At 67.2% G+C, this 18760-nt stretch carries 15 protein-coding genes; 10 read left to right on the forward strand and 5 right to left on the reverse strand.

Annotated elements, in window-relative coordinates; all coding sequences use genetic code 11:
- Positions 1-18: 18 nt before the first annotated feature.
- Positions 19-2916, forward strand: a complete 2898-nt coding sequence (gene gcvP, locus B7495_RS05030; RefSeq protein WP_088455609.1) for an aminomethyl-transferring glycine dehydrogenase — start codon at positions 19-21, stop codon at positions 2914-2916.
- Positions 2917-2938: 22 nt separating this feature from the next.
- Here the strand turns inward: gcvP and B7495_RS05035 are convergent, their stop codons facing one another.
- Both B7495_RS05035 and B7495_RS05040 read right to left on the reverse strand, forming a co-directional pair.
- Positions 2939-3805, reverse strand: coding sequence for a CPBP family intramembrane glutamic endopeptidase (locus B7495_RS05035; protein ID WP_240632408.1), 867 nt, complete (start codon positions 3803-3805; stop codon positions 2939-2941).
- Positions 3781-4173: a thiol-disulfide oxidoreductase DCC family protein gene (locus tag B7495_RS05040; RefSeq protein ID WP_088455611.1), complete on the reverse strand. Its 393-nt coding sequence runs from the start codon at positions 4171-4173 to the stop codon at positions 3781-3783. Before B7495_RS05040 ends, B7495_RS05035 begins: the two co-directional genes overlap by 25 nt.
- A 328-nt stretch (positions 4174-4501) precedes the next feature.
- On the opposite strand from B7495_RS05040, the gene B7495_RS05045 reads away from it, so the two are divergent.
- The 6 genes from B7495_RS05045 to B7495_RS05070 all read left to right on the forward strand — a co-directional run bounded on the left by B7495_RS05045 (position 4502) and on the right by B7495_RS05070 (position 12559).
- Positions 4502-6106, forward strand: a complete 1605-nt coding sequence (locus B7495_RS05045; RefSeq protein ID WP_240632409.1) for an ABC transporter substrate-binding protein — start codon at positions 4502-4504, stop codon at positions 6104-6106.
- A 115-nt stretch (positions 6107-6221) separates the two neighbouring features.
- A complete protein-coding gene (locus B7495_RS05050) occupies positions 6222-7151 on the forward strand; it encodes an ABC transporter permease (RefSeq protein ID WP_088455613.1) in 930 nt (309 codons plus the stop codon).
- Positions 7141-8085, forward strand: coding sequence for an ABC transporter permease (locus B7495_RS05055; RefSeq protein ID WP_088455614.1), 945 nt, complete (start codon positions 7141-7143; stop codon positions 8083-8085). Before B7495_RS05050 ends, B7495_RS05055 begins: the two co-directional genes overlap by 11 nt.
- Positions 8082-9830: an ABC transporter ATP-binding protein gene (locus tag B7495_RS05060; RefSeq protein ID WP_088455615.1), complete on the forward strand. Its 1749-nt coding sequence runs from the start codon at positions 8082-8084 to the stop codon at positions 9828-9830. Before B7495_RS05055 ends, B7495_RS05060 begins: the two co-directional genes overlap by 4 nt.
- Before the next feature lie 246 nt (positions 9831-10076).
- A complete protein-coding gene (gene typA / locus B7495_RS05065; RefSeq protein ID WP_088455616.1) occupies positions 10077-11987 on the forward strand; it encodes a translational GTPase TypA in 1911 nt (636 codons plus the stop codon).
- A 113-nt stretch (positions 11988-12100) separates the two neighbouring features.
- Entirely contained in the window at positions 12101-12559 is a 459-nt protein-coding gene (locus B7495_RS05070) for a hypothetical protein (RefSeq protein ID WP_134409524.1), read from the forward strand.
- A gap of 106 nt (positions 12560-12665) precedes the next feature.
- Here the strand turns inward: B7495_RS05070 and efeB are convergent, their stop codons facing one another.
- The 3 genes from efeB to efeU are packed head-to-tail and all read right to left on the reverse strand — an operon-like array spanning position 12666 to position 16069.
- Complete coding sequence (gene efeB, locus B7495_RS05075) at positions 12666-13997, reverse strand: iron uptake transporter deferrochelatase/peroxidase subunit (RefSeq protein WP_088455618.1); 1332 nt, start codon at positions 13995-13997, stop codon at positions 12666-12668.
- Between the two features lies 1 nt (position 13998).
- On the reverse strand, positions 13999-15168 hold the full coding sequence (efeO, locus tag B7495_RS05080) for an iron uptake system protein EfeO (protein WP_088455619.1): 1170 nt from the start codon (positions 15166-15168) through the stop codon (positions 13999-14001).
- 37 nt (positions 15169-15205) lie between these two features.
- Positions 15206-16069 carry an iron uptake transporter permease EfeU gene (gene efeU, locus B7495_RS05085; RefSeq protein WP_088455620.1) on the reverse strand — a complete coding sequence of 288 codons (864 nt, stop codon included), beginning with the start codon at positions 16067-16069 and terminating at the stop codon, positions 15206-15208.
- 173 nt (positions 16070-16242) lie between these two features.
- Between efeU and B7495_RS05090 the strand changes: the two genes are divergently transcribed.
- The 3 genes from B7495_RS05090 to dapC are packed head-to-tail and all read left to right on the forward strand — an operon-like array spanning position 16243 to position 18713.
- Complete coding sequence (locus B7495_RS05090) at positions 16243-17238, forward strand: hypothetical protein (RefSeq protein WP_151199533.1); 996 nt, start codon at positions 16243-16245, stop codon at positions 17236-17238.
- 36 nt (positions 17239-17274) lie between these two features.
- Positions 17275-17598 carry a ferredoxin gene (fdxA, locus tag B7495_RS19225; protein WP_066594116.1) on the forward strand — a complete coding sequence of 108 codons (324 nt, stop codon included), beginning with the start codon at positions 17275-17277 and terminating at the stop codon, positions 17596-17598.
- A 2-nt stretch (positions 17599-17600) separates the two neighbouring features.
- Positions 17601-18713, forward strand: coding sequence for a succinyldiaminopimelate transaminase (dapC, locus tag B7495_RS05100; RefSeq protein ID WP_088455622.1), 1113 nt, complete (start codon positions 17601-17603; stop codon positions 18711-18713).
- Positions 18714-18760: the final 47 nt, after the last annotated feature.

Below are 18760 nucleotides of genomic sequence, written 5' to 3' on the forward strand. Positions count from 1 at the left end.
GGAAAGAGCCTTCCCCACATGTCGCAGCCCTTCACCCAGCGTCACATCGGCACGGATGCCAACGCGCAGTCCCGCATGCTGTCCGTCCTCGGCCACGACAGCGTCGAGTCGCTCGTCAACGCGGCCGTTCCGGCCTCCATCCAGGTCGAGCAGTTCCGCACCCGCGGCGACAGCACCCTGCCGCCGGCTGCGACCGAGCGAGAGGCCATCCAGGAGCTGCGCGGCCTGGCCGACAAGAACACCGTGAAGCGCTCGATGATCGGGCTTGGATATTACGACACGATCACGCCCGCCGTGATCAAGCGCAACGTACTGGAGAACCCGAGCTGGTACACCGCGTACACGCCGTACCAGCCGGAAATCAGCCAGGGCCGCCTAGAGGCCATCATCAACTTCCAGACCATGGTCGCCGATCTCACCGGCATGGCCACCGCCAACGGGTCGATGCTCGACGAATCCACCGCCGTGGTCGAGGGCATGCTGCTGGCCCGCCGCGCCTCCAAGTCGCCGTCGAACCGGTTCATCGTCGACGCGGATGCGCTGCCCCAGACCCACGCGCTGCTCGGCAACCGCGCGCACGCGCTCGGCATCGAACTGACCGTGCTGCCCCTGGACGAGAACACCACCGCGGAGGACCTCGGCGACTACTTCGGCATCTTCGTGCAGTACCCGGGAGCCTCCGGCCGCGTCTGGAACCCCGCCGGCGTGATCGCACTCGCCCACGAGAACAAGGCCCTCGCCATTGTCGCCGCCGATCTGCTCGCGCTCGCTCTGATCGTTTCACCCGGCGAACTCGGCGCCGACGTGGCCGTGGGCACCAGCCAGCGCTTCGGCGTGCCGATGGGCTTCGGCGGACCGCACGCCGGCTACCTCGCTGTGCGCAAGGGCCTGGAGCGCCAGATGCCCGGTCGCCTCGTGGGCGTGAGCGTCGACGCCGCCGGCCACCCCGCATACAGGCTGTCGCTGCAGGTGCGCGAGCAGCACATCCGCCGTGACAAGGCCACCTCCAACATCTGCACCGCCCAGGTGCTGCTGGCCGTCATGGCGGGCATGTACGCGGTCTACCACGGGCCCCAGGGCCTCAAAGCGATCGCCACCGAGGTGCACGAACGCGCCGGCGCTCTGGTCGCGGCGCTGCGGGCGATCGACGTGGACCCGATCAACAGCAGCTTCTTCGACACCGTGCGGGTCTCGGTCCCGACCGGCGCCGCCGACATCGTCGCGCAGGCCGCTGCTGCCGGCTACAACCTGCACCAGGTCGACGCCACCACCATCGGCATCTCGGTCGACGAGACCACCACCGCGGCCGACCTGGCCGCCGTCGTGGGCTTTTTCGGCGGCCGCGACGCCTTCGGCCACGTCGACCTGACTGCGATCCAGGACGGCCTTCCTGGCGACCTGGCCCGCACCAGCGAGTACCTCACCCACGCCGTGTTCAACACGCACCGCTCGGAGACGAGCATGATGCGTTACCTCAAGCGCCTCGCCGACTACGACTACGCACTGGACCGCGGCATGATCCCGCTGGGCTCCTGCACTATGAAGCTCAACGCCGCCACCGAGATGGAGGCCGTCACCTGGCCCGAGTTCGGCGGACTGCACCCGTTCGCGCCGCGCGCCGATGTCGAGGGCTACCTCGAACTCATCCGCCAGCTCGAAACCTGGCTCACCGACGTCACCGGCTACGACACCGTGTCGCTGCAGCCGAACGCCGGCAGCCAGGGCGAACTCGCAGGTCTCCTCGCCATCCGCGGTTTTCACCTCGCCAACGGCGAGGTGGACCGCACGGTCTGCTTGATCCCGTCCAGTGCCCACGGCACCAACGCCGCCTCCGCGGTCCTCGCCGGCATGCGCGTCGTCGTCGTGGCTTGCGACGAGCTCGGCAACGTGGACCTCGACGACCTGAATGCCAAGATCGCCCTGCACGCCGAGACCCTCGCCGCGCTGATGATCACCTACCCCTCCACTCACGGCGTGTACGAGCACGAGGTCGGCACGATCTGCGCCGCCGTGCACGCCGCCGGCGGCCAGGTCTATGTGGACGGCGCCAACCTCAACGCGCTGCTCGGCTTCGCTCGCTTCGGCGACTTCGGCGGCGATGTGTCGCACTTGAACCTGCACAAGACCTTCTGTATCCCGCACGGCGGGGGAGGACCCGGCGTCGGACCTGTCGCGGCCAAGGCGCACCTGGCCCCGTTCCTGCCCGGGCACCCGCTCGCGCAGGACGACGAGCACTACCTGCTCGGCAGCACCGGTACCGAAACCGTCGTCCACGGTGGCGGACCCGTCTCGGCCGCGCCCTACGGCAGCCCGAGCATCCTGCCCATCTCGTGGGCCTACGTGCGGATGATGGGCGCCGACGGGCTCAAGCAGGCCACCGGTGCCGCGGTGCTCGCCGCGAATTACGTGGCCAAGCAGCTCAGCGGCCACTACCCGGTGCTCTACGCCGGCGACAACGGTTTGGTCGCGCACGAGTGCATCCTGGACCTCCGCCCGCTCACCGCGGCCACCGGGGTCACTGTCGACGACGTGGCCAAGCGCCTCGTCGACTACGGTTTCCACGCGCCCACGATGAGCTTCCCGGTCGCGGGCACGCTGATGGTGGAGCCCACCGAGAGTGAGGACCTCGGCGAGATCGACAGGTTCATCGAGGCCATGATCGGCATCAAGGCCGAGGCGGATGCCGTCGCCGCCGGCACCTGGCCGGCCGACGACAACCCGCTGCGGAACGCCCCGCACACCGCCCAGTCGGTGATCGAAGGGGAGTGGACGCATCCGTACGACCGCGAAACCGCGGTCTACCCGGTGCGCACCCTGATCCGCAACAAGTACTGGGCGCCGGTGCGTCGCATCGACAACGCCTACGGCGACCGCAACCTGGTCTGCGCCTGCCCGCCGCCCGAGGCGTTCGAGTAACCCCGGCCTCACGCGGAGCGGCTTACGTTGTGGGGGCGAGGAGCGCAGGCCACCAGAGCAGGGCGAGCGGGTAGCCGACGAAGGAGACGATGTCGAGCACCCAGTGCGCGATCACCAGGGGCATCACCCGGCCCCAGCGCAGGTAACACCAACCGAATACCACTCCCATCAGGGCATTGCCAACGAACGGCCCGATGCCCTGATAGAGGTGGTAGCTGCCGCGCAGCAGAGCTGCCGAGATGATGATGGTCCAGGCACTCCAACCCAGCTCGCGCAGCCGGGTGAACAGGTAGCCCACCACAATGAGCTCCTCGCTCAGTGCGCTCCGTATCGCCGAGAAGATCAGGATCGGGATCGTCCACCAGAAAGTGTCCAGCGGTGAGGGCACCACGGCCACCGTGAAGCCCAGCGCGCGGCCGGCCAGGTAGAGCCCGAGTCCCGGGATGCCGATCAGCAGCAGAAGGCCGCCGCCGCGGAGCAGATCCCGCCGCGGCTCGGTGAGATCCACCCCGAGCCGACGGAACCCACTCTGCCCGGGCCGCCAGAGCAGGTAGAGCACCAGGGCCACCGGGAACAACGTGAAGACGATGCCGAGGAATTGGTAGGTGAAGTCCAGCCACTCGCGCGTCGACTGCGACCCGTTGATGGTCGCCGACTGATCGCTGAGCGCGACCTCGGCCGTGAGTCGGGAAATGATCGACACTATCGAGTACACGGCAGAGGCACCGAGCGAGAGCCCGAGCACGATCGCGATCTCCCATTTCAGCCGCACCCTCGATGACGCCGGAGTATCGGCGGCCGCCGAGGGGGAGCGGGTTTGCGCGGAGGGGACCGGGGGATCGGCCGGGTCGGAGGAGTAGTCGCTCATGTCGCGTTCGGCATCCGGCACGCCGGGGTGCCTCCCGGCAACCGATAGCGGTAGCGGGCCACGAGGCTGTAACCGGCCGCGGCCGCCCACGACCACGGCGGCACCGTGGCGAGCCAACCGAGCACCCGCAGTGCGGCAACCGGCTGGCCACGCAACAACGCTGCCACCGCGGCAGCGCCGCCGTGGTGCCGGCCCCCCGCGACGAACCACACTCGGCTCCTGGCCTGCTGCTCGGTGAGACCGAAGGCAGCGAGGTCGGTCCACTGGAACGGCGCGGTGGCCGGCACCCGGGGCAGCGAACGCTGGAGCCACAGCACCGCGGTGGTGCAGAACCCACAGTCGCCGTCGAAGATGAGCGTGGCGGGCTGTTCGGGCGGGGTGGTCGGCATTCCTCTATTTTGCGCCCTTGGTGCTCGCGCGCGTGTTTTCGGGCCAATTGATCCTTACGCGGTGGGATTTGAAAACGCTTGCATGCGTCGGAGGGAGCTTGGTCCCAAGCTTCGTGAGAGATCCTCGCAGGATTCGCAGAAAAAACCGCGAAATCGGCGTGAAGCGCAAGAATCGTGCGTCTTTCATTACTGCTGTGTAACGTTTACCGTCAGGTTTTGCTCCCGGCGCCTGACGTACCTAGGGTTTTGATAACTAGCGCGCTGCTACGGGCTTCGGCCACGGCGGCGCCTTCACCTTTGCACAGGAGGAATTTTGAAGAGATCCCGCATGGGCCTCAGCGCCCTCGCGCTCATTTCGGTGAGCGCTCTGGCGCTTTCGGGTTGCGCGACATCCAACGACGAAGAGGCCACTTCGGCCGGCGACGCGTCCGCAGTTGTCAGCACCAATGGCAGCGAGCCGCAGAACCCGTTGATCCCGACCAACACCACCGAGACCGGCGGCGGCAAGATCGCCACGTCGATCTTCGCGGGCCTGGTCTCGTACAACGCTGACGGCGAGATCGAGAACGAGGTCGCCAAGTCGATCGAGTCTGACGACGCTACCAACTGGACCGTCACGCTGGAAGAGGGCTGGACCTTCACCAACGACGAACCCGTCACGGCTTCGTCCTTCGTGGATGCCTGGAACTACGGCGCGCTCTTCAGCAACGCCCAGAGCGCCTCCTACTTCTTCGACGACATCGTGGGCTTCGACTACGAGGTTGACTCCGAACTGACCGGCCTGAAGGTCGTCGACGACACGACCTTCACGGTTGAGCTCGCTTCGCCCGAGGCCGACTGGCCGCTGCGCCTCGGCTACACGGCCTTCATGCCGCTGCCGTCCGCCGCGTACGACGACATGGCCGCCTTCGGTGAAAACCCGATCGGCAACGGCCCGTACATGCTCGATGGCGAGGGTGCCTGGGTTCACGAGGAGAAGATCAGCCTCGTGACCAACCCCGGTTACGAAGGCGTGCGCAAGCCCGTCAACGGTGGACTCGAGATCAAGTTCTACTCCACCCAGGACGCCGCGTACGCGGACGTACAGGGCGGCAACCTCGACGTGCTGGACGCTGTTCCGGACTCCGCGTTCGAAACCTACGAGGCCGAATTCGGCGAGCGTTCGGTGAACCAGGCTGCAGCCATCTTCCAGGGCTTCAACATGCCGTACTACCTCGAGCACTGGAGCGGCGAAGAGGGCAAGCTGCGTCGTGCAGCGATCTCGATGTCGATCAACCGCGAGGAAATCACCGACGTCATCTTCCAGGGCACCCGTACCCCGGCAACCGACTTCACCTCTCCCGTCATCGACGGCTACTCCGACCAGCTCGAAGGCGCCGAAGTTCTCGAATACAACCCGGAAGAGGCCGTCAAGCTGTGGGCCAAGGCTGACGCCATCGCACCGTACGGCGACTCCACGTTCGACATCGCCTACAACTCCGACGGTGGCCACCAGGCCTGGGTCGACGCCGTGATCAACAGCGTCGTCAACACGCTGGGCATCTCCGCGACCGGCAAGCCGTACCCGACCTTCGCCGCAGCACTCGAAGACCGCTCGAACGACGCACTGACCGGTGGAACCCGCGCCGGCTGGCAGGGCGACTACCCGTCGATGTACAACTTCCTCGCTCCGCTGTACCAGACCGGTGCCGGCTCGAACTACGAGGACTACTCGAGCGAAGAGTTCGACTCCCTCCTCAAGGAAGGCGCCGCGGCTGAAACCGTCGAGGACGCAACCGCCAAGTACCAGGCTGCACAGGAGGTTCTGCTGAAGGACCTGCCGTCCATCCCGCTGTGGTACTCCAACGTCAACGGCGTTTGGGCTGACACCGTCAGCGACGTGGTGTTCGGCTGGGATTCCGTCCCGCTTTACTACCAGATCACCAAGGGTTAATTCCTAGTTCCACCCGCAGTGCAATGTCCGGGGCGTCAAGCCCCGGACATTGCACTGACTAGACTCATTCAGTGATTGCGATCCTCATGCATAAAAGATTCTCGGAGCTCACCTGATGCTGTGGTACACAGGCAGGCGCGTCCTCCAAATGATCCCCGTCTTCTTCGGGGCGACATTCTTGATCTATTTCATGGTCTTCTCCCTACCGGGCGACCCGATCGCGGCGCTGTACGGCGACCGTCCGCCGGCACCCGGCGTGATCGAACAGATCCGAGCCCAGTACAACCTGGACAAGCCGCTGCTGCAGCAGTACCTGATCTACATCGGCAACTTCTTCCAGGGCGACCTGGGCACCACCTACTCCGGACGACCGGTCAGCGACGTGATGGCCGGGGCGTTCCCGATCACCTTCCGCCTGGCCATGTTGGCCCTCGTCTTCGAAGCCTTCGCCGGCATCCTCGTCGGACTCGTCGCGGGCCTGCGCAAGGGCAAGTGGTTCGACGCCAGCGCCCTCGTGGTGAGCCTGCTCCTGATCAGCGTGCCGACCTTCGTACTCGGCTTCCTGTTCAGGCTCATTTTCGGCGTGCAATTAGGTTGGTTCAGAACCACAGTGAGCAGTGAGGCTCCGTGGGGCGAACTCATCCTCCCCGCCCTGGTTCTGGCCAGTGTGTCCTTCGCCTATATCGTGCGCCTCACCCGCGCCAGCGTCGCCGACAACCTCAACGCCGACTTCGTTCGCACCGCCACCGCGAAGGGCCTCTCCAGGCGCCGCGTGGTCACGGTGCACGTGCTGCGCAACTCCCTCGTTCCCGTCGTGACGTTCCTGGGTGTCGACCTCGGTTCGCTTATGGTCGGTGCGATCATCACCGAGGGAATCTTCAACATCAACGGCGTCGGTGGCACCGTGTACAAGGCGATCGTCCTCGGCGAGAGCACCACAGTGGTGTCATTCATCGCCGTCATGGTGGTCATCTTCGTTCTCGCCAACCTGCTCGTCGACCTGCTGTACGCAGCTCTGGACCCAAGGATTCGTTATGCCAAATAAGAGTGGCCAGGCCCACTTCGTCGCGGAGCTGGAAGACACCCCGGTAGCCCCGATTGACCGTCTCGACGAGTCGCAGAAGGCTCGCAGCACCTGGGCGGATGCCTGGGACTCGATGCGCCGCCGGCCGATGTTCTGGATCTCCTCAGTGCTGATCCTGATCATCGCCCTTGTCGCACTGTTCCCAGGACTGTTCACCTCGGTGTCGCCGAACCTCGACTGCCAGCTGGCGAACAGCAACGGCGGTCCAGAAGCCGGTCACCCGTTCGGGTTCACCCGGCAGGGCTGCGACGTGTACGCGCGCACCATCTTCGGCACCCGGGCCTCGGTCACCGTCGGCCTCCTGGCCACCGGACTCGTCACCCTCATGGGAGTCATCCTCGGCTCCCTCGCGGGATACTACGGCGGCTGGCTCGACGCAATCGTCTCCCGCGTCGGCGACATCTTCTTCGCCATCCCCACCATCCTCGGCGCCATCGTGCTGATGTCGGTGCTTCCGGCCGCGACGCCCACCTCGGTGGCCTTCGTGCTGTCGATCTTCGCCTGGCCCCAGATCGCCCGCATCATGCGCGGTGCGGTGCTGTCGGCCACGAACTCCGACTACGTGATGGCCTCGACAGCTCTCGGTGTGTCGAAGTTCCGGATTCTGCTGCGCCACGTGATCCCCAACTCGATCGCCCCGGTCATCGTGATCGCCACGGTGTCACTCGGCACGTTCATCGTCGCCGAATCGACCCTGTCGTTCCTGGGCATCGGCCTGCCGACCAGCGTGATGTCTTGGGGTAATGACATCAGCCAGGCCCAGACATCCCTTGTCACCAACCCGCAGGTGCTCCTGTACCCCGCGGCCGCCCTGTCCATCACGGTGCTCGCGTTCCTGATGCTCGGCGACATTCTGCGCGACGCGCTTGACCCGAAGGCGAGGGCGCTTCGATGAGCCAGACACTGACAGACACCAACCCAGGGGGCGTCGAGAGCGACGAGCAGCCCCTGCTGCAGATTCGCAACCTCGAGGTCGGTTTCCAGACCCAGCGCGGCCTCGTTCCTGCCGTGCGCGGCGTGGACATCACCCTGTACTCCGGCCAGACGCTGGCCATCGTCGGGGAGTCGGGCTCCGGCAAGACCACCACGGCGCAGGCGATCATCGACCTGCTCCCCGGCGCGGGCAAGATCACCGGCGGCCAGGTGCTCTTCGAGGGCCGTGACCTCACCAAGCTCAGCCCCAAAGACATCCAGGCGGTGCGCGGAAACCTGATCGGTTACGTACCCCAGGACCCGATGTCCAACCTCAACCCGGTGTGGAACATCGGTTTCCAGGTTGAGGAGGCCATCAAGGCCAACGGACTCGCTCAAGGCAAGGAAGCGCGCGCCCGCACCATCCAGGTGCTGCAGGAAGCCGGACTCAGCGACGCTGCGGACCGACTCAAGCAGTACCCGCACCAGTTCTCCGGCGGCATGCGCCAGCGCGTGCTGATCGGCATCGGCCTGTCCGCCCGGCCGAAGCTGCTCATCGCCGACGAGCCCACCTCGGCGCTCGACGTCACCGTGCAGCGTCAGATCCTGGACCACCTGGGAACCCTGACCCGCGACTACGGCACCAGCGTGTTGTTCATCACGCACGACCTGGGCCTGGCCGCGGAGCGCGCCGAACAGCTCGTGGTGATGTACAAGGGAAAGATCGTCGAGTCCGGTCCCTCGCAGGAGATCCTGGCGAACCCGCAGCACCCATACACGCAGCGGCTCGTGTCTGCGGCACCGAGCCTGGCCTCCCGGCGTATCCAGTCGGCCAAGCACGCGTCCGTCGGCGACTCCGGGATCTACGGCGGCGGTTCCCTGGACGACACCCTGGTCGCCAGGGCTGCCGAGCGCGAGAGCCTCGCTCCCGTGAAGGACCTGATCTCGATCGACAACATCTCCAAGGTGTACCGGATCCGCAAGAAGGGTCTGCGCAGCGAGGAGCTCAAGGCCGTCGACGGCGTCACCTTCGGCATTCAGAAGGGCACCACCACGGCCCTCGTCGGCGAGTCCGGCTCGGGCAAGTCCACAGTCGCCAAGCTCGTGCTGCAGCTGGAGAGCATCACCAGCGGCTCGATCGAGTTCGACGGTCAGGACGTCGCCGGGCTCAAGGGCAAGGAACTGCTCAAGTTCCGCCGCCGCGTGCAGCCGGTCTTCCAGGACCCGTACGGGTCCCTCGACCCGCAGTACAGCGTGGGCAACACCATCGCGGAGCCGCTGCTAGCGCACGGCGTCGGAACTGCGAAAGAACGACAGGAGCGGGTCAAGGAACTCCTCGACCAGGTCTCGCTGCCGTGGTCGTCGCGATTCCGGTACCCGAGTGAACTCTCCGGCGGTCAGCGCCAGCGCATCGCCATTGCGCGAGCGCTCGCGCTCAAGCCCGACGTGCTCGTGCTCGACGAGGCCGTGTCGGCACTCGACGTTCTCGTGCAGGGGCAGGTGCTGAACCTGCTCACCGAGCTGCAGACCGAGTTGGGCCTGACCTACCTGTTCATCACCCACGACCTCGCCGTGGTGCGCCTCGTCGCCGACAACGTGTGCGTGATGCAGAAGGGCCGGATCGTGGAGGCCGCGTCGACTGACGACGTGTTCGACAACCCGCAGCAGGCATACACGCAGGAGCTGCTGGCCGCCATTCCCGGCGGTAACTTCCAGTTCGGCCGCTAGGAGCCGCGTGTGAAATGACTGCCCCCCGGCCTGCGCCGGGGGGCAGTCGTCATCTGGGGGTGGGGAGCGTTTGCCGGCTGTTCAGGTGCCGGGAACGCACTGTATATAGGAGCGATCGATACTCGCCCGACGCGAGACGGGCCGAATACGGTACGATAGACCCTTGGGTCCATAGAGATCCCACTCATCCACTCTGCGCCGCACGTGATTTTACGCGGCATCCATTCTTCGTAAGGATCTATTTTTATGGCGATTGCTACCCGCAATAACCTCCGGAATGTTGCAATCGTTGCCCACGTTGACCACGGCAAGACGACGCTGGTCGACGCGATGCTGCAGCAGACGAACTCGTTCGCCGAGCACTCGCACACCGAAGAGCGTGCGATGGACTCCAACGAGCTCGAGCGCGAAAAGGGCATCACCATCCTCGCCAAGAACACGGCGATCTCGTACAAGGGCATCCACGCCACTGACGGCCCCATCACCATCAACGTCATCGACACCCCCGGCCACGCCGACTTCGGTGGCGAGGTCGAGCGCGGCCTGTCCATGGTCGACGGTGTTGTGCTCCTCGTCGACGCTTCCGAGGGCCCGCTGCCGCAGACCCGCTTCGTGCTCCGGAAGGCACTTGAGGCGCACCTGCCCGTGATCCTCCTGGTCAACAAGACCGACCGTCCCGACGCCCGTATCGATGAGGTCGTCGAAGAGAGCCAGGACCTGCTCCTCGGCCTCGCTTCCGACATGGCCGACGACGTGCCCGACCTGGACCTCGACCTGGTCCTCAACGTTCCCGTCGTCTACGCGTCCGGCCGTGCCGGTGCCGCCAGCCTCACCAAGCCGGAGAACGGCTCACTGCCCGACAACGACGACCTCGAGCCGCTCTTCGAAGCGATCCTCCAGCACATCCCCGCTCCCGTCTACGACGATGAGCACCCGCTGCAGGCCTGGGTCACCAACCTCGACTCCTCGCCGTTCCTCGGCCGCCTCGCGCTGCTGCGCGTTTTCCAGGGCACCATCAAGAAGGGCCAGACCGTGGCCTGGGTCAAGCACGACGGCACCGTTTCCAACGTGCGCGTGACCGAGCTCATGATCACCAAGGCACTTGACCGGTACCCGGCCGAGAGCGCCGGCCCCGGTGACATCGTCGCCGTCGCCGGTTTCCCCGACATCACCATCGGTGAGACCCTCGCCGACCCCGATGACGTGCGCCCGCTGCCGACCATCACGGTCGACGACCCCGCCATCTCGATGACCATCGGCACCAACACCTCGCCGCTCATCGGCAAGGTCAAGGGCCACAAGCTCACCGCCCGCATGGTCAAGGACCGTCTCGACAAGGAGCTCGTCGGTAACGTCTCGCTCCGAGTTCTCGACATCGGCCGTCCGGACGCCTGGGAAGTCCAGGGCCGTGGCGAGCTCGCTCTCGCCATCCTGGTCGAGCAGATGCGTCGTGAAGGCTTTGAGCTCACCGTCGGCAAGCCGCAGGTGGTCGTCAAGCGCGTCGACGGCAAGATCCACGAGCCGTACGAGCACCTCACCATCGACTCGCCCGAAGAGTACCTCGGTGCGATCACCCAGCTCCTCGCCGCCCGTAAGGGTCGCATGGAGAACATGGCGAACCACGGCACCGGCTGGGTCCGCATGGAATTCATCGTTCCGTCGCGCGGCCTGATCGGTTTCCGCACCGAGTTCCTGACGGACACCCGCGGTACCGGTATCGCCAACGCGATCTTCCACGGCTACGAGGCCTGGGCCGGCACCATCAACACCCGCACCAACGGCTCGATCGTCGCCGACCGTGCCGGTGTTGTGACGCCGTTCGCCATCATCGCCCTGCAGGAGCGCATGCAGTTCTTCGTCAACCCGACCGAAGAGGTCTACGAGGGCATGGTCATCGGCGAGAACTCGCGCGGCGACGACATGGACGTCAACATCACCAAGGAAAAGAAACTGACCAACATGCGTCAGTCCACGTCAGACACCTTCGAGTCGATGACGCCGTCCAAGCAGCTCACCCTCGAGCAGTGCCTGGAATTCGCCCGCGAAGACGAGTGCGTCGAGGTCACCCCCGCCGTCGTTCGTATCCGCAAGGTGGAGCTCGCCGCATCCGCTCGTCAGCGCAACGTGTCGCGTCTGAAGAAGCAGGACGCGAACTAGTTCGCAGCTTGATCTGACCGCAGGCATCCTGTTCCGGTTTTCCGGCGCGGGGTGCCTGCGTTTTTTTGTCAGTCGTTCCCGCTCAAGCGGGAGCCCCGCACCGTGAGGACCCCATGACCCCTGGATTGAAGACGAAGATGTCGCCGCTGCGCATGGGCCTGGCCCTGGCGGCGGTGCTGGCCGTAGCGCCGGCGCTGGCCGGCTGCTCCGACGCGCAGGTGCAGGATGCCGTGAACGGCGCCGTGCAGGGAGCCACCGACGGCGACGTGAGCCTCGGCGGCGCGCTGCCCGACGGCTGGCCGGCGGAGATCCCCGTGATCGACGGCGAGATCAAGTTCGGCGCCGGCAACACCACCAACGGCGACCAGGGCTGGGTCGTCACGGTCGCCTCCGGCGCAGCGGACCCGCTGGCCGACGCCGAGCAGAAGCTCGTCGATGCCGGCTTCGTACCTGACACCAGCGCCTCGGCCAACGTGGGCGACGTCGGCGTGGTTGCCTTGAAAAACGCCACCCACATCGTGACCATCGCCGGCACTCCCGACGGCGTGCTCTACACGGTCGCCCCGGCCTGATAACGCGCTCCGTCGTTGGTCGAGCTTGTCGAGACCCGGCGGCTTTGTCTACGGGTCCACTTCGACAGGCTCAGCACGGCGTCGACAGGCTCGACCGACGCAGGTGTCAGGCGAAGAGGGGCGCGCCCACGTAGGAGCCCTTGGCTGCTCCGGGCGGGACGGCGAAGAGTGCGGAGCCGACGTGGCGGATGTACTCGTTGAGGGCGTCGTGGCGGGCCAAATTCAGCTGCACGGCCGTGAAGCTGGCGGGGGTGCGCTGGAAACTGATGAAAAACAGCCCGGCGTCAAGGCGGCCGAGGTCGTCGTTGCCGTCCACGAAGTTGTAGCCGCGGCGCAGTATCCGGATACCGTCGTTCTGGCTGGGATGAGCCAGCCGCACGTGCGCCGCGGTGTCGATCAACGGCTGGTCGGCGCGCCCGGCGAGCTCAAAATCAGGTTCGGTGAACTCGGTGCCGCCGGATAGCGGCGCACCCTCGCCCTTGTTGCGGCCGATCACGGTCTCCTGCTCGCGCAGGCTGGTGCGGTCCCAGGTTTCGATGGTCATCCGGATGCGCCGCGCCACGAGATAGGACCCGCCCGCCAGCCACGCGGGCCCGTCGGAGGCTCCCACCCAGAGGTGTTCCGTCACCGCGGCCGGCTCCTCGGCCTTGATGTTGGCGGTGCCGTCCTTGAACCCGAACAGGTTGCGCGGGGTGGCCTGGCTGGTGCTCGTGGACGAGGTGCGGCCGAAGCCGAGCTGGGACCAGCGGATCGCCGCACGCCCGAAGGCGATGCGGGACAGGTTGCGGATGGCGTGCACGGCGACCTGGGGGTCGTCCGCGCAGGCCTGGATGCAGAGGTCTCCGCCGCTCCTGGTCTCCTCGAGCATGTCGCCGGGGAAATGCGGTACATCGACCAGCTCGGCCGGTCGACGGGCGGCCAGGCCGAAGCGATCCACGCCGGCCGCGGTCTGGAAGAGGGTGGGCCCGAACCCGAACGTGATGGTCAGGCCGGCCGGCGGCAGGCCGAGGGCCTCGCCGGTGTCTTCCGGTGGGGCGTCGTACGGGCCGCTGACCGAACCGTAGTCGCCGACATCACGGCCAGCGGTCATCGCGGCGGCCGCGACGGTCCAGTCCTGCAGCAGTTCGATGAGGTCGGCGCGGGTGGTGCCGTCGGCCACGTCGAACGCGGCAAAGTGCAGCCGGTCCTGGGCAGGTGTGACGATGCCGGCCTGGTGCTCCTGATAGAACGGGTAGACGGTGCCGGCATTGGTCTGTGCAGAGGACGCCGCGACGGCCAGCGCGGCCCTGTCGCCGGCGACGCCCAGCCCGAGGCCGGCCACCCCGACGCCGGCCAGGCCGAATAGACCGCGCCTGGACAGGCCGCGGGGTGCCTGCGGACCCGCGCCGGTGTCTGGGCCGTCTGCGGTGGGGGAATCGGAGCTGGTGGCGTCGGTCATGTTAGAGCACGAGCGTTGCGGTCAGCTGGTTCAGCGGCTCGCCGAGGGCGTTCACCTGGTCGGCGAAGGCCTTGATCTCGGCGGGCGTCAGGTCGGTGTAGAGGGTGAAGTCCTCGCCGACACGCTGGGCATCGAGCAGCTCCTGCAGCTCGGCGAACTCGCTGTCGAGGTCGGCGGCCAGGTCGGCGTCTTCCTCGAGCAGGATGTCGCGCACCCCGGCGTAGAGCACCTTGGCACCGTCGATGTTGGCCTGGAAGTCCCACAGGTCGGTGTGCGACCAGAACTCTTCCTCGCCGGTGACCTTGCCGGTGGCGACCTCGTCGAGCAGGCCGATCGCGCCGTTGGTCTGCTGGGACAGGGTGAAGTCCAGATCCTGCACCTTCTCGTTCAGCGTCGTGGTGTCGGCGACGAGCAAGGTAGCCAGGTTCTTGCGCTGCTCAGGCGTGTACGCGGCGAAGCCGGCCTCCGCGTCGGCGGGCCAGAGGTCCTTCTCGATCGCGTGCCAGCCGGTCCAGTCCTGGCCTTCCTCGAGGTCGGCCTCACGGAGGTCCAGCTGCGGGTCGAGGTCACCGAAAGACTCCGCCACGGTCTCCACGCGTTCCCAGTGGGCGCGGGTGGGGGCGTACAGGGCGCGGGCGGTGTCATCGTCGCTGGCCAGGTAGGCGTCGGCGAAGGCCTGGGTGCCGGTGAGGAGCTGAGCGACCTGATCGCGCACGTAGGCGGCGTAGTTGGCGTTGGCGACCTCGATGCGGGCGTCCAGGTCGGCATCCACCGTGACGTCAGTACCGGAGTCGGTGACGGTGAAGGCCTTCTGGTCGATGCCCGCACCGACCATGCCGGGCTTGCAGGTGGTCACGTAGCGGCCGGGCATGAGCTGCACGACCAGGTCGCGGCTGAGGCCGGGGCCGATGTTCTCGACCTCGCCGACGATGCGCAGGCCGTCTTCGGCGAGCAGGTAGAACTCGGTGACCTGGTCGCCCGAGTTGGTGACCGTGAAGCTGAGGTTGCCGGACGGCGCCTCGGCGGCCGACACCGTGCAGGCATCCGCGCTGCTGTCGACGGTGAGGGCGGCCTGGGCCGAGTCGCTGCCGGTGGCGTTGGCGACGCAACCGGTGAGGGCAAGCAGGCCGACGGCTGAGGCGGCTACGAGGGGGAGGAGGCGGGCTCGCATGGGGGTCCTTAGAAGGGAGGCGGTGCGGGGCGTGGGGTCAGTGGGTGACAACCGCGGGTGCGGTCTGGGGGAGTACGGCGGACGGCGTCGGCGTCGGCTTCGCTTGCCGGCTCTTCACAATGAAGAGGGTCAGGGTGGGCACCACGTACGCGATCCAGGCGAACATCTCCAGCCAGGTGGTGGCCGGCGAGAAGTTGAGGGTGCCCTTGAGCAGGGTGCCGTACCAGCTGTCCGGGGGGATCACGGCGGAGACGTTGAACGCGAGGGCGTTGAGTCCGGGCAGGATGCCGGCCTCCTGCAGGTCGTGCACCCCGTAGGAGAGTACTCCGGCGGCAACGATGATGAGGATGGCACCGGTCCAGGTGAAGAACCGGCTCAGGTTGATCTTGAGCATGCCGGAGTAGATCAGGGCGCCCAGGCCGACTGCGGTGAGGATGCCCAGGCTCGCCCCGACCAGCGGAAGCGTGGTCGCTCCGGTGGCCTGCACGGCCGCCCAGATGAACAGGGCCGTTTCGATGCCCTCCCGGCCGACGGCGAGGAACGCGACGAGAACCAGGCCCATTCCGGTGCCGGTGAGGTGCTTGTCGATGTTGCCGTGCAGGTGCCCCTTGAGGTCGCGGGCGGTGCGCAGCATCCAGAACACCATCCAGGTCACCAGCCCCGTCGCGATGATGGAGAGCAGCCCGCCGATGGTCTCCTGCGCGGCGAAGCTCAGGCCGTAGGTGCCGAAGGTGAGGATGGCGCCCAACAGGAGGGCGAGAAGCACGGCGAGGCCGACGCCCGCCCAGATCCGGGGGAGAACGTCGCGGCGGCCGATCTTGACCACATAGGCGATCAGGATCGTCACGATCAGCGCGGCTTCGAGTCCTTCGCGCAGGCCGATCAGGTAGTTTGCGAGCACAGTGCTTCCCGGTTGTTGTGGGTGGGGTGATGGGGCCAACAATTGGTAAGGCTTACCTTACCCACCCACTCTACGTAAGAACGCCGGATGTGTCCAGCTAAGATTTGTCAGCGGCCCCGGTGCCGCAGCACGTCTTGCCAACCGCGCTCGTCCACGTTGTTCAGGAGTCACCCATGCTTATGTCCGGGAACGGCGAACGGGTGGTCTTCGTGCTCGACGCACCCGGCGATGAATCGTTGCACACCGGCGGCACCATCGCCCGGCTCCTGGATGACGGCGCCGACGTCACCGTGCTCTTCGGGTCGGCGACGCCGTACGACAGCGACGCATCCGCACCGACGACCGCATTTGCCGGTGCCGCGGATGTGGCAGCCGCCCGGGCGGCACTCGGTGAGACCGACCCTGCACAGTGGCGGGTCCTGGCGGGCGAGCCGCAGGGTGCGCAGCGCCGCGCGGTGCTGGGCGAGGCCTTCGCCCAAGCGCACGCCACCGCCGTCGTGGCCGCCGCCGTGGACCCGGCCCTGCGCCAGGCCGCCGTCGACGCGGCAGGCGAGCAGGGTGTGCCGGTGTTCCTCAGCAGCCGGGTGTCGGCGGTTCCCGGCGTGCGGCTCACCGCGATCGACGTCAGCGACCACATTCACCAGAAACTGGCGGCCCTGGCCGCGTATCCCGGCCGGTGGCGGCTGGACGGCCGGGTGGTGCGTCTTGACGACGGCACCGAGGCCCTCGTCACCGGCACCGAAACCTATGCCAGCGGTAGCGGCCCCGCCCAGCCGGCCGAGCTCGAGGCGCCAACGGTCGGATCCAGGCTGCTGGCCGTCCTGATGGCTCTCTTCGCCGGCGCGCTCTTCGGTGTTCTCGGCACTGTGGCGCACCAGACCACGATCGAACTGGGCTCCCTGACGATCCCTGTCGGCCTGACCCTGGCACTACTGGCCAGCGGCACCCTCCTGCTCGGGTTACGCCTGGTTGTGCACGACAGGCTCGTGGTCCTCGCCGCGGCGATCGGCCTGGTCGCCACGGTGTTCCTGCTGTCGCTCCGCAGCACCGGCGGCTCGGTGCTGGTGCCAGCCGGGGTGCCAGGCACGGTCTGGTCGATGGCGCCCGCGCTGTTCGCCGCCCTCGTCATCGCGTGGCCCCGAATTCCCGCCCGTCGGCCGACGGCGTAGACTGATCACTCTGTTCGTGAAGGGAATCCTGCCACTGTGACGTATGTCATCGCCTTGCCCTGCGTGGACGTCAAGGATCGCGCCTGCGTCGACGAATGCCCCGTCGACTGCATCTACGAGGGTGAACGCTCCCTCTATATCCACCCCGACGAGTGTGTCGACTGTGGAGCCTGCGAACCGGTCTGCCCGGTCGAGGCCATCTACTACGAAGACGACCTGCCCGAACAGTGGGCCGACTACTACAAGGCCAACGTCGAGTTCTTCGACGACATCGGCTCGCCCGGCGGCGCCGCCAAGGTCGGCGTCATCGCCAAGGACCACCCGGTGATCTCGGTGCTCCCGCCCCAGGTTCAGCACTAAAGGTGCTCAAACCACTTCCCGAGTACCCGTGGGATGCGATGCTGCCGTTCGCGCAGCTGGCCAGGGCCCACGCCGACGGCATCGTCGATCTCTCCATCGGGTCTCCGGTCGACCCCACCCCGCCCGTCGTGCAGGCCGCCCTGGCCTCCGCGACGGATGCGCACGCCTACCCGCAGACCACCGGCACCCCGGCGCTCCAGCACGCCATCATCGACTGGTACGCCCGTCGCCGCGGTGTGACCGGGCTGGCGGAGGAGAACGTGCTGCCCACCATCGGCTCGAAGGAACTGGTGGCGCTGCTGCCGTTCATGATCGGCGTCGGCGAGGGCGACACCGTCGTGCACCCGCGCGCCGCCTACCCCACCTACGCGATCGGCGCGGCCATGGCCGGGGCGGATGCGTTCCCCTCCGATGATCCCGCCGAGTGGCCGGAGACGACGCGGCTGATCTGGCTGAACAGCCCGGGCAACCCGGACGGGCGGGTGCTGCCCGTCGAGGTGCTTCGCGCCGCCGTGGCCCGCGCCCGCGAACTCGGCGCCGTGATCGTCAATGACGAGTGCTACGCCGAACTCGGCTGGGCCGCCCCGTGGGACGCGGAGCCGATCCCGAGCATCCTCGACCCCCGCGTCACCGACGGGGACACGCGTAACATCGTGGCGATCTACTCGCTGAGCAAGCAGTCCAACATGGCCGGCTACCGGGGCGCCTTCGCCGCCGGCAGCAGCGATGTGCTGGGCCGTCTGCTCACCGTGCGCAAGCACGCCGGCCTGATGCTGCCCGCCCCGTTGCAGGCCGCCATGGTCGCCGCGCTGGGCGACGACGAGCACGTGAGGGTGCAGCGCGAGCGCTACCGTGCCCGCCGCGAGGTGCTGCTGCCGGCGCTGGTCGCCGCGGGATTCCGCATCGAGAACAGCGAGGCCGGCCTGTACCTCTGGGCGACCGCCGGTGTCGACGCCTGGGACTCGATCCGGCAGCTCGCCGAGCTCGGCATCCTGGCCGGTCCCGGCCCGTTCTACGGCGACTTCTATCCCCGGCACGTCCGGTTCTCGCTCACCGCCGATGACGAGCGCATCAACGCCGCCGCCGCCCGGCTGCGGGCTTTCGTCACGTCCTGACCCGGCTCCATTGCCGGGGCTGGACACCAGCGGCGGCCTGCCTAGGC

Source organism: Cryobacterium sp. LW097, assembly GCF_002205495.2.
GTDB lineage: Bacteria > Actinomycetota > Actinomycetes > Actinomycetales > Microbacteriaceae > Cryobacterium > Cryobacterium zongtaii.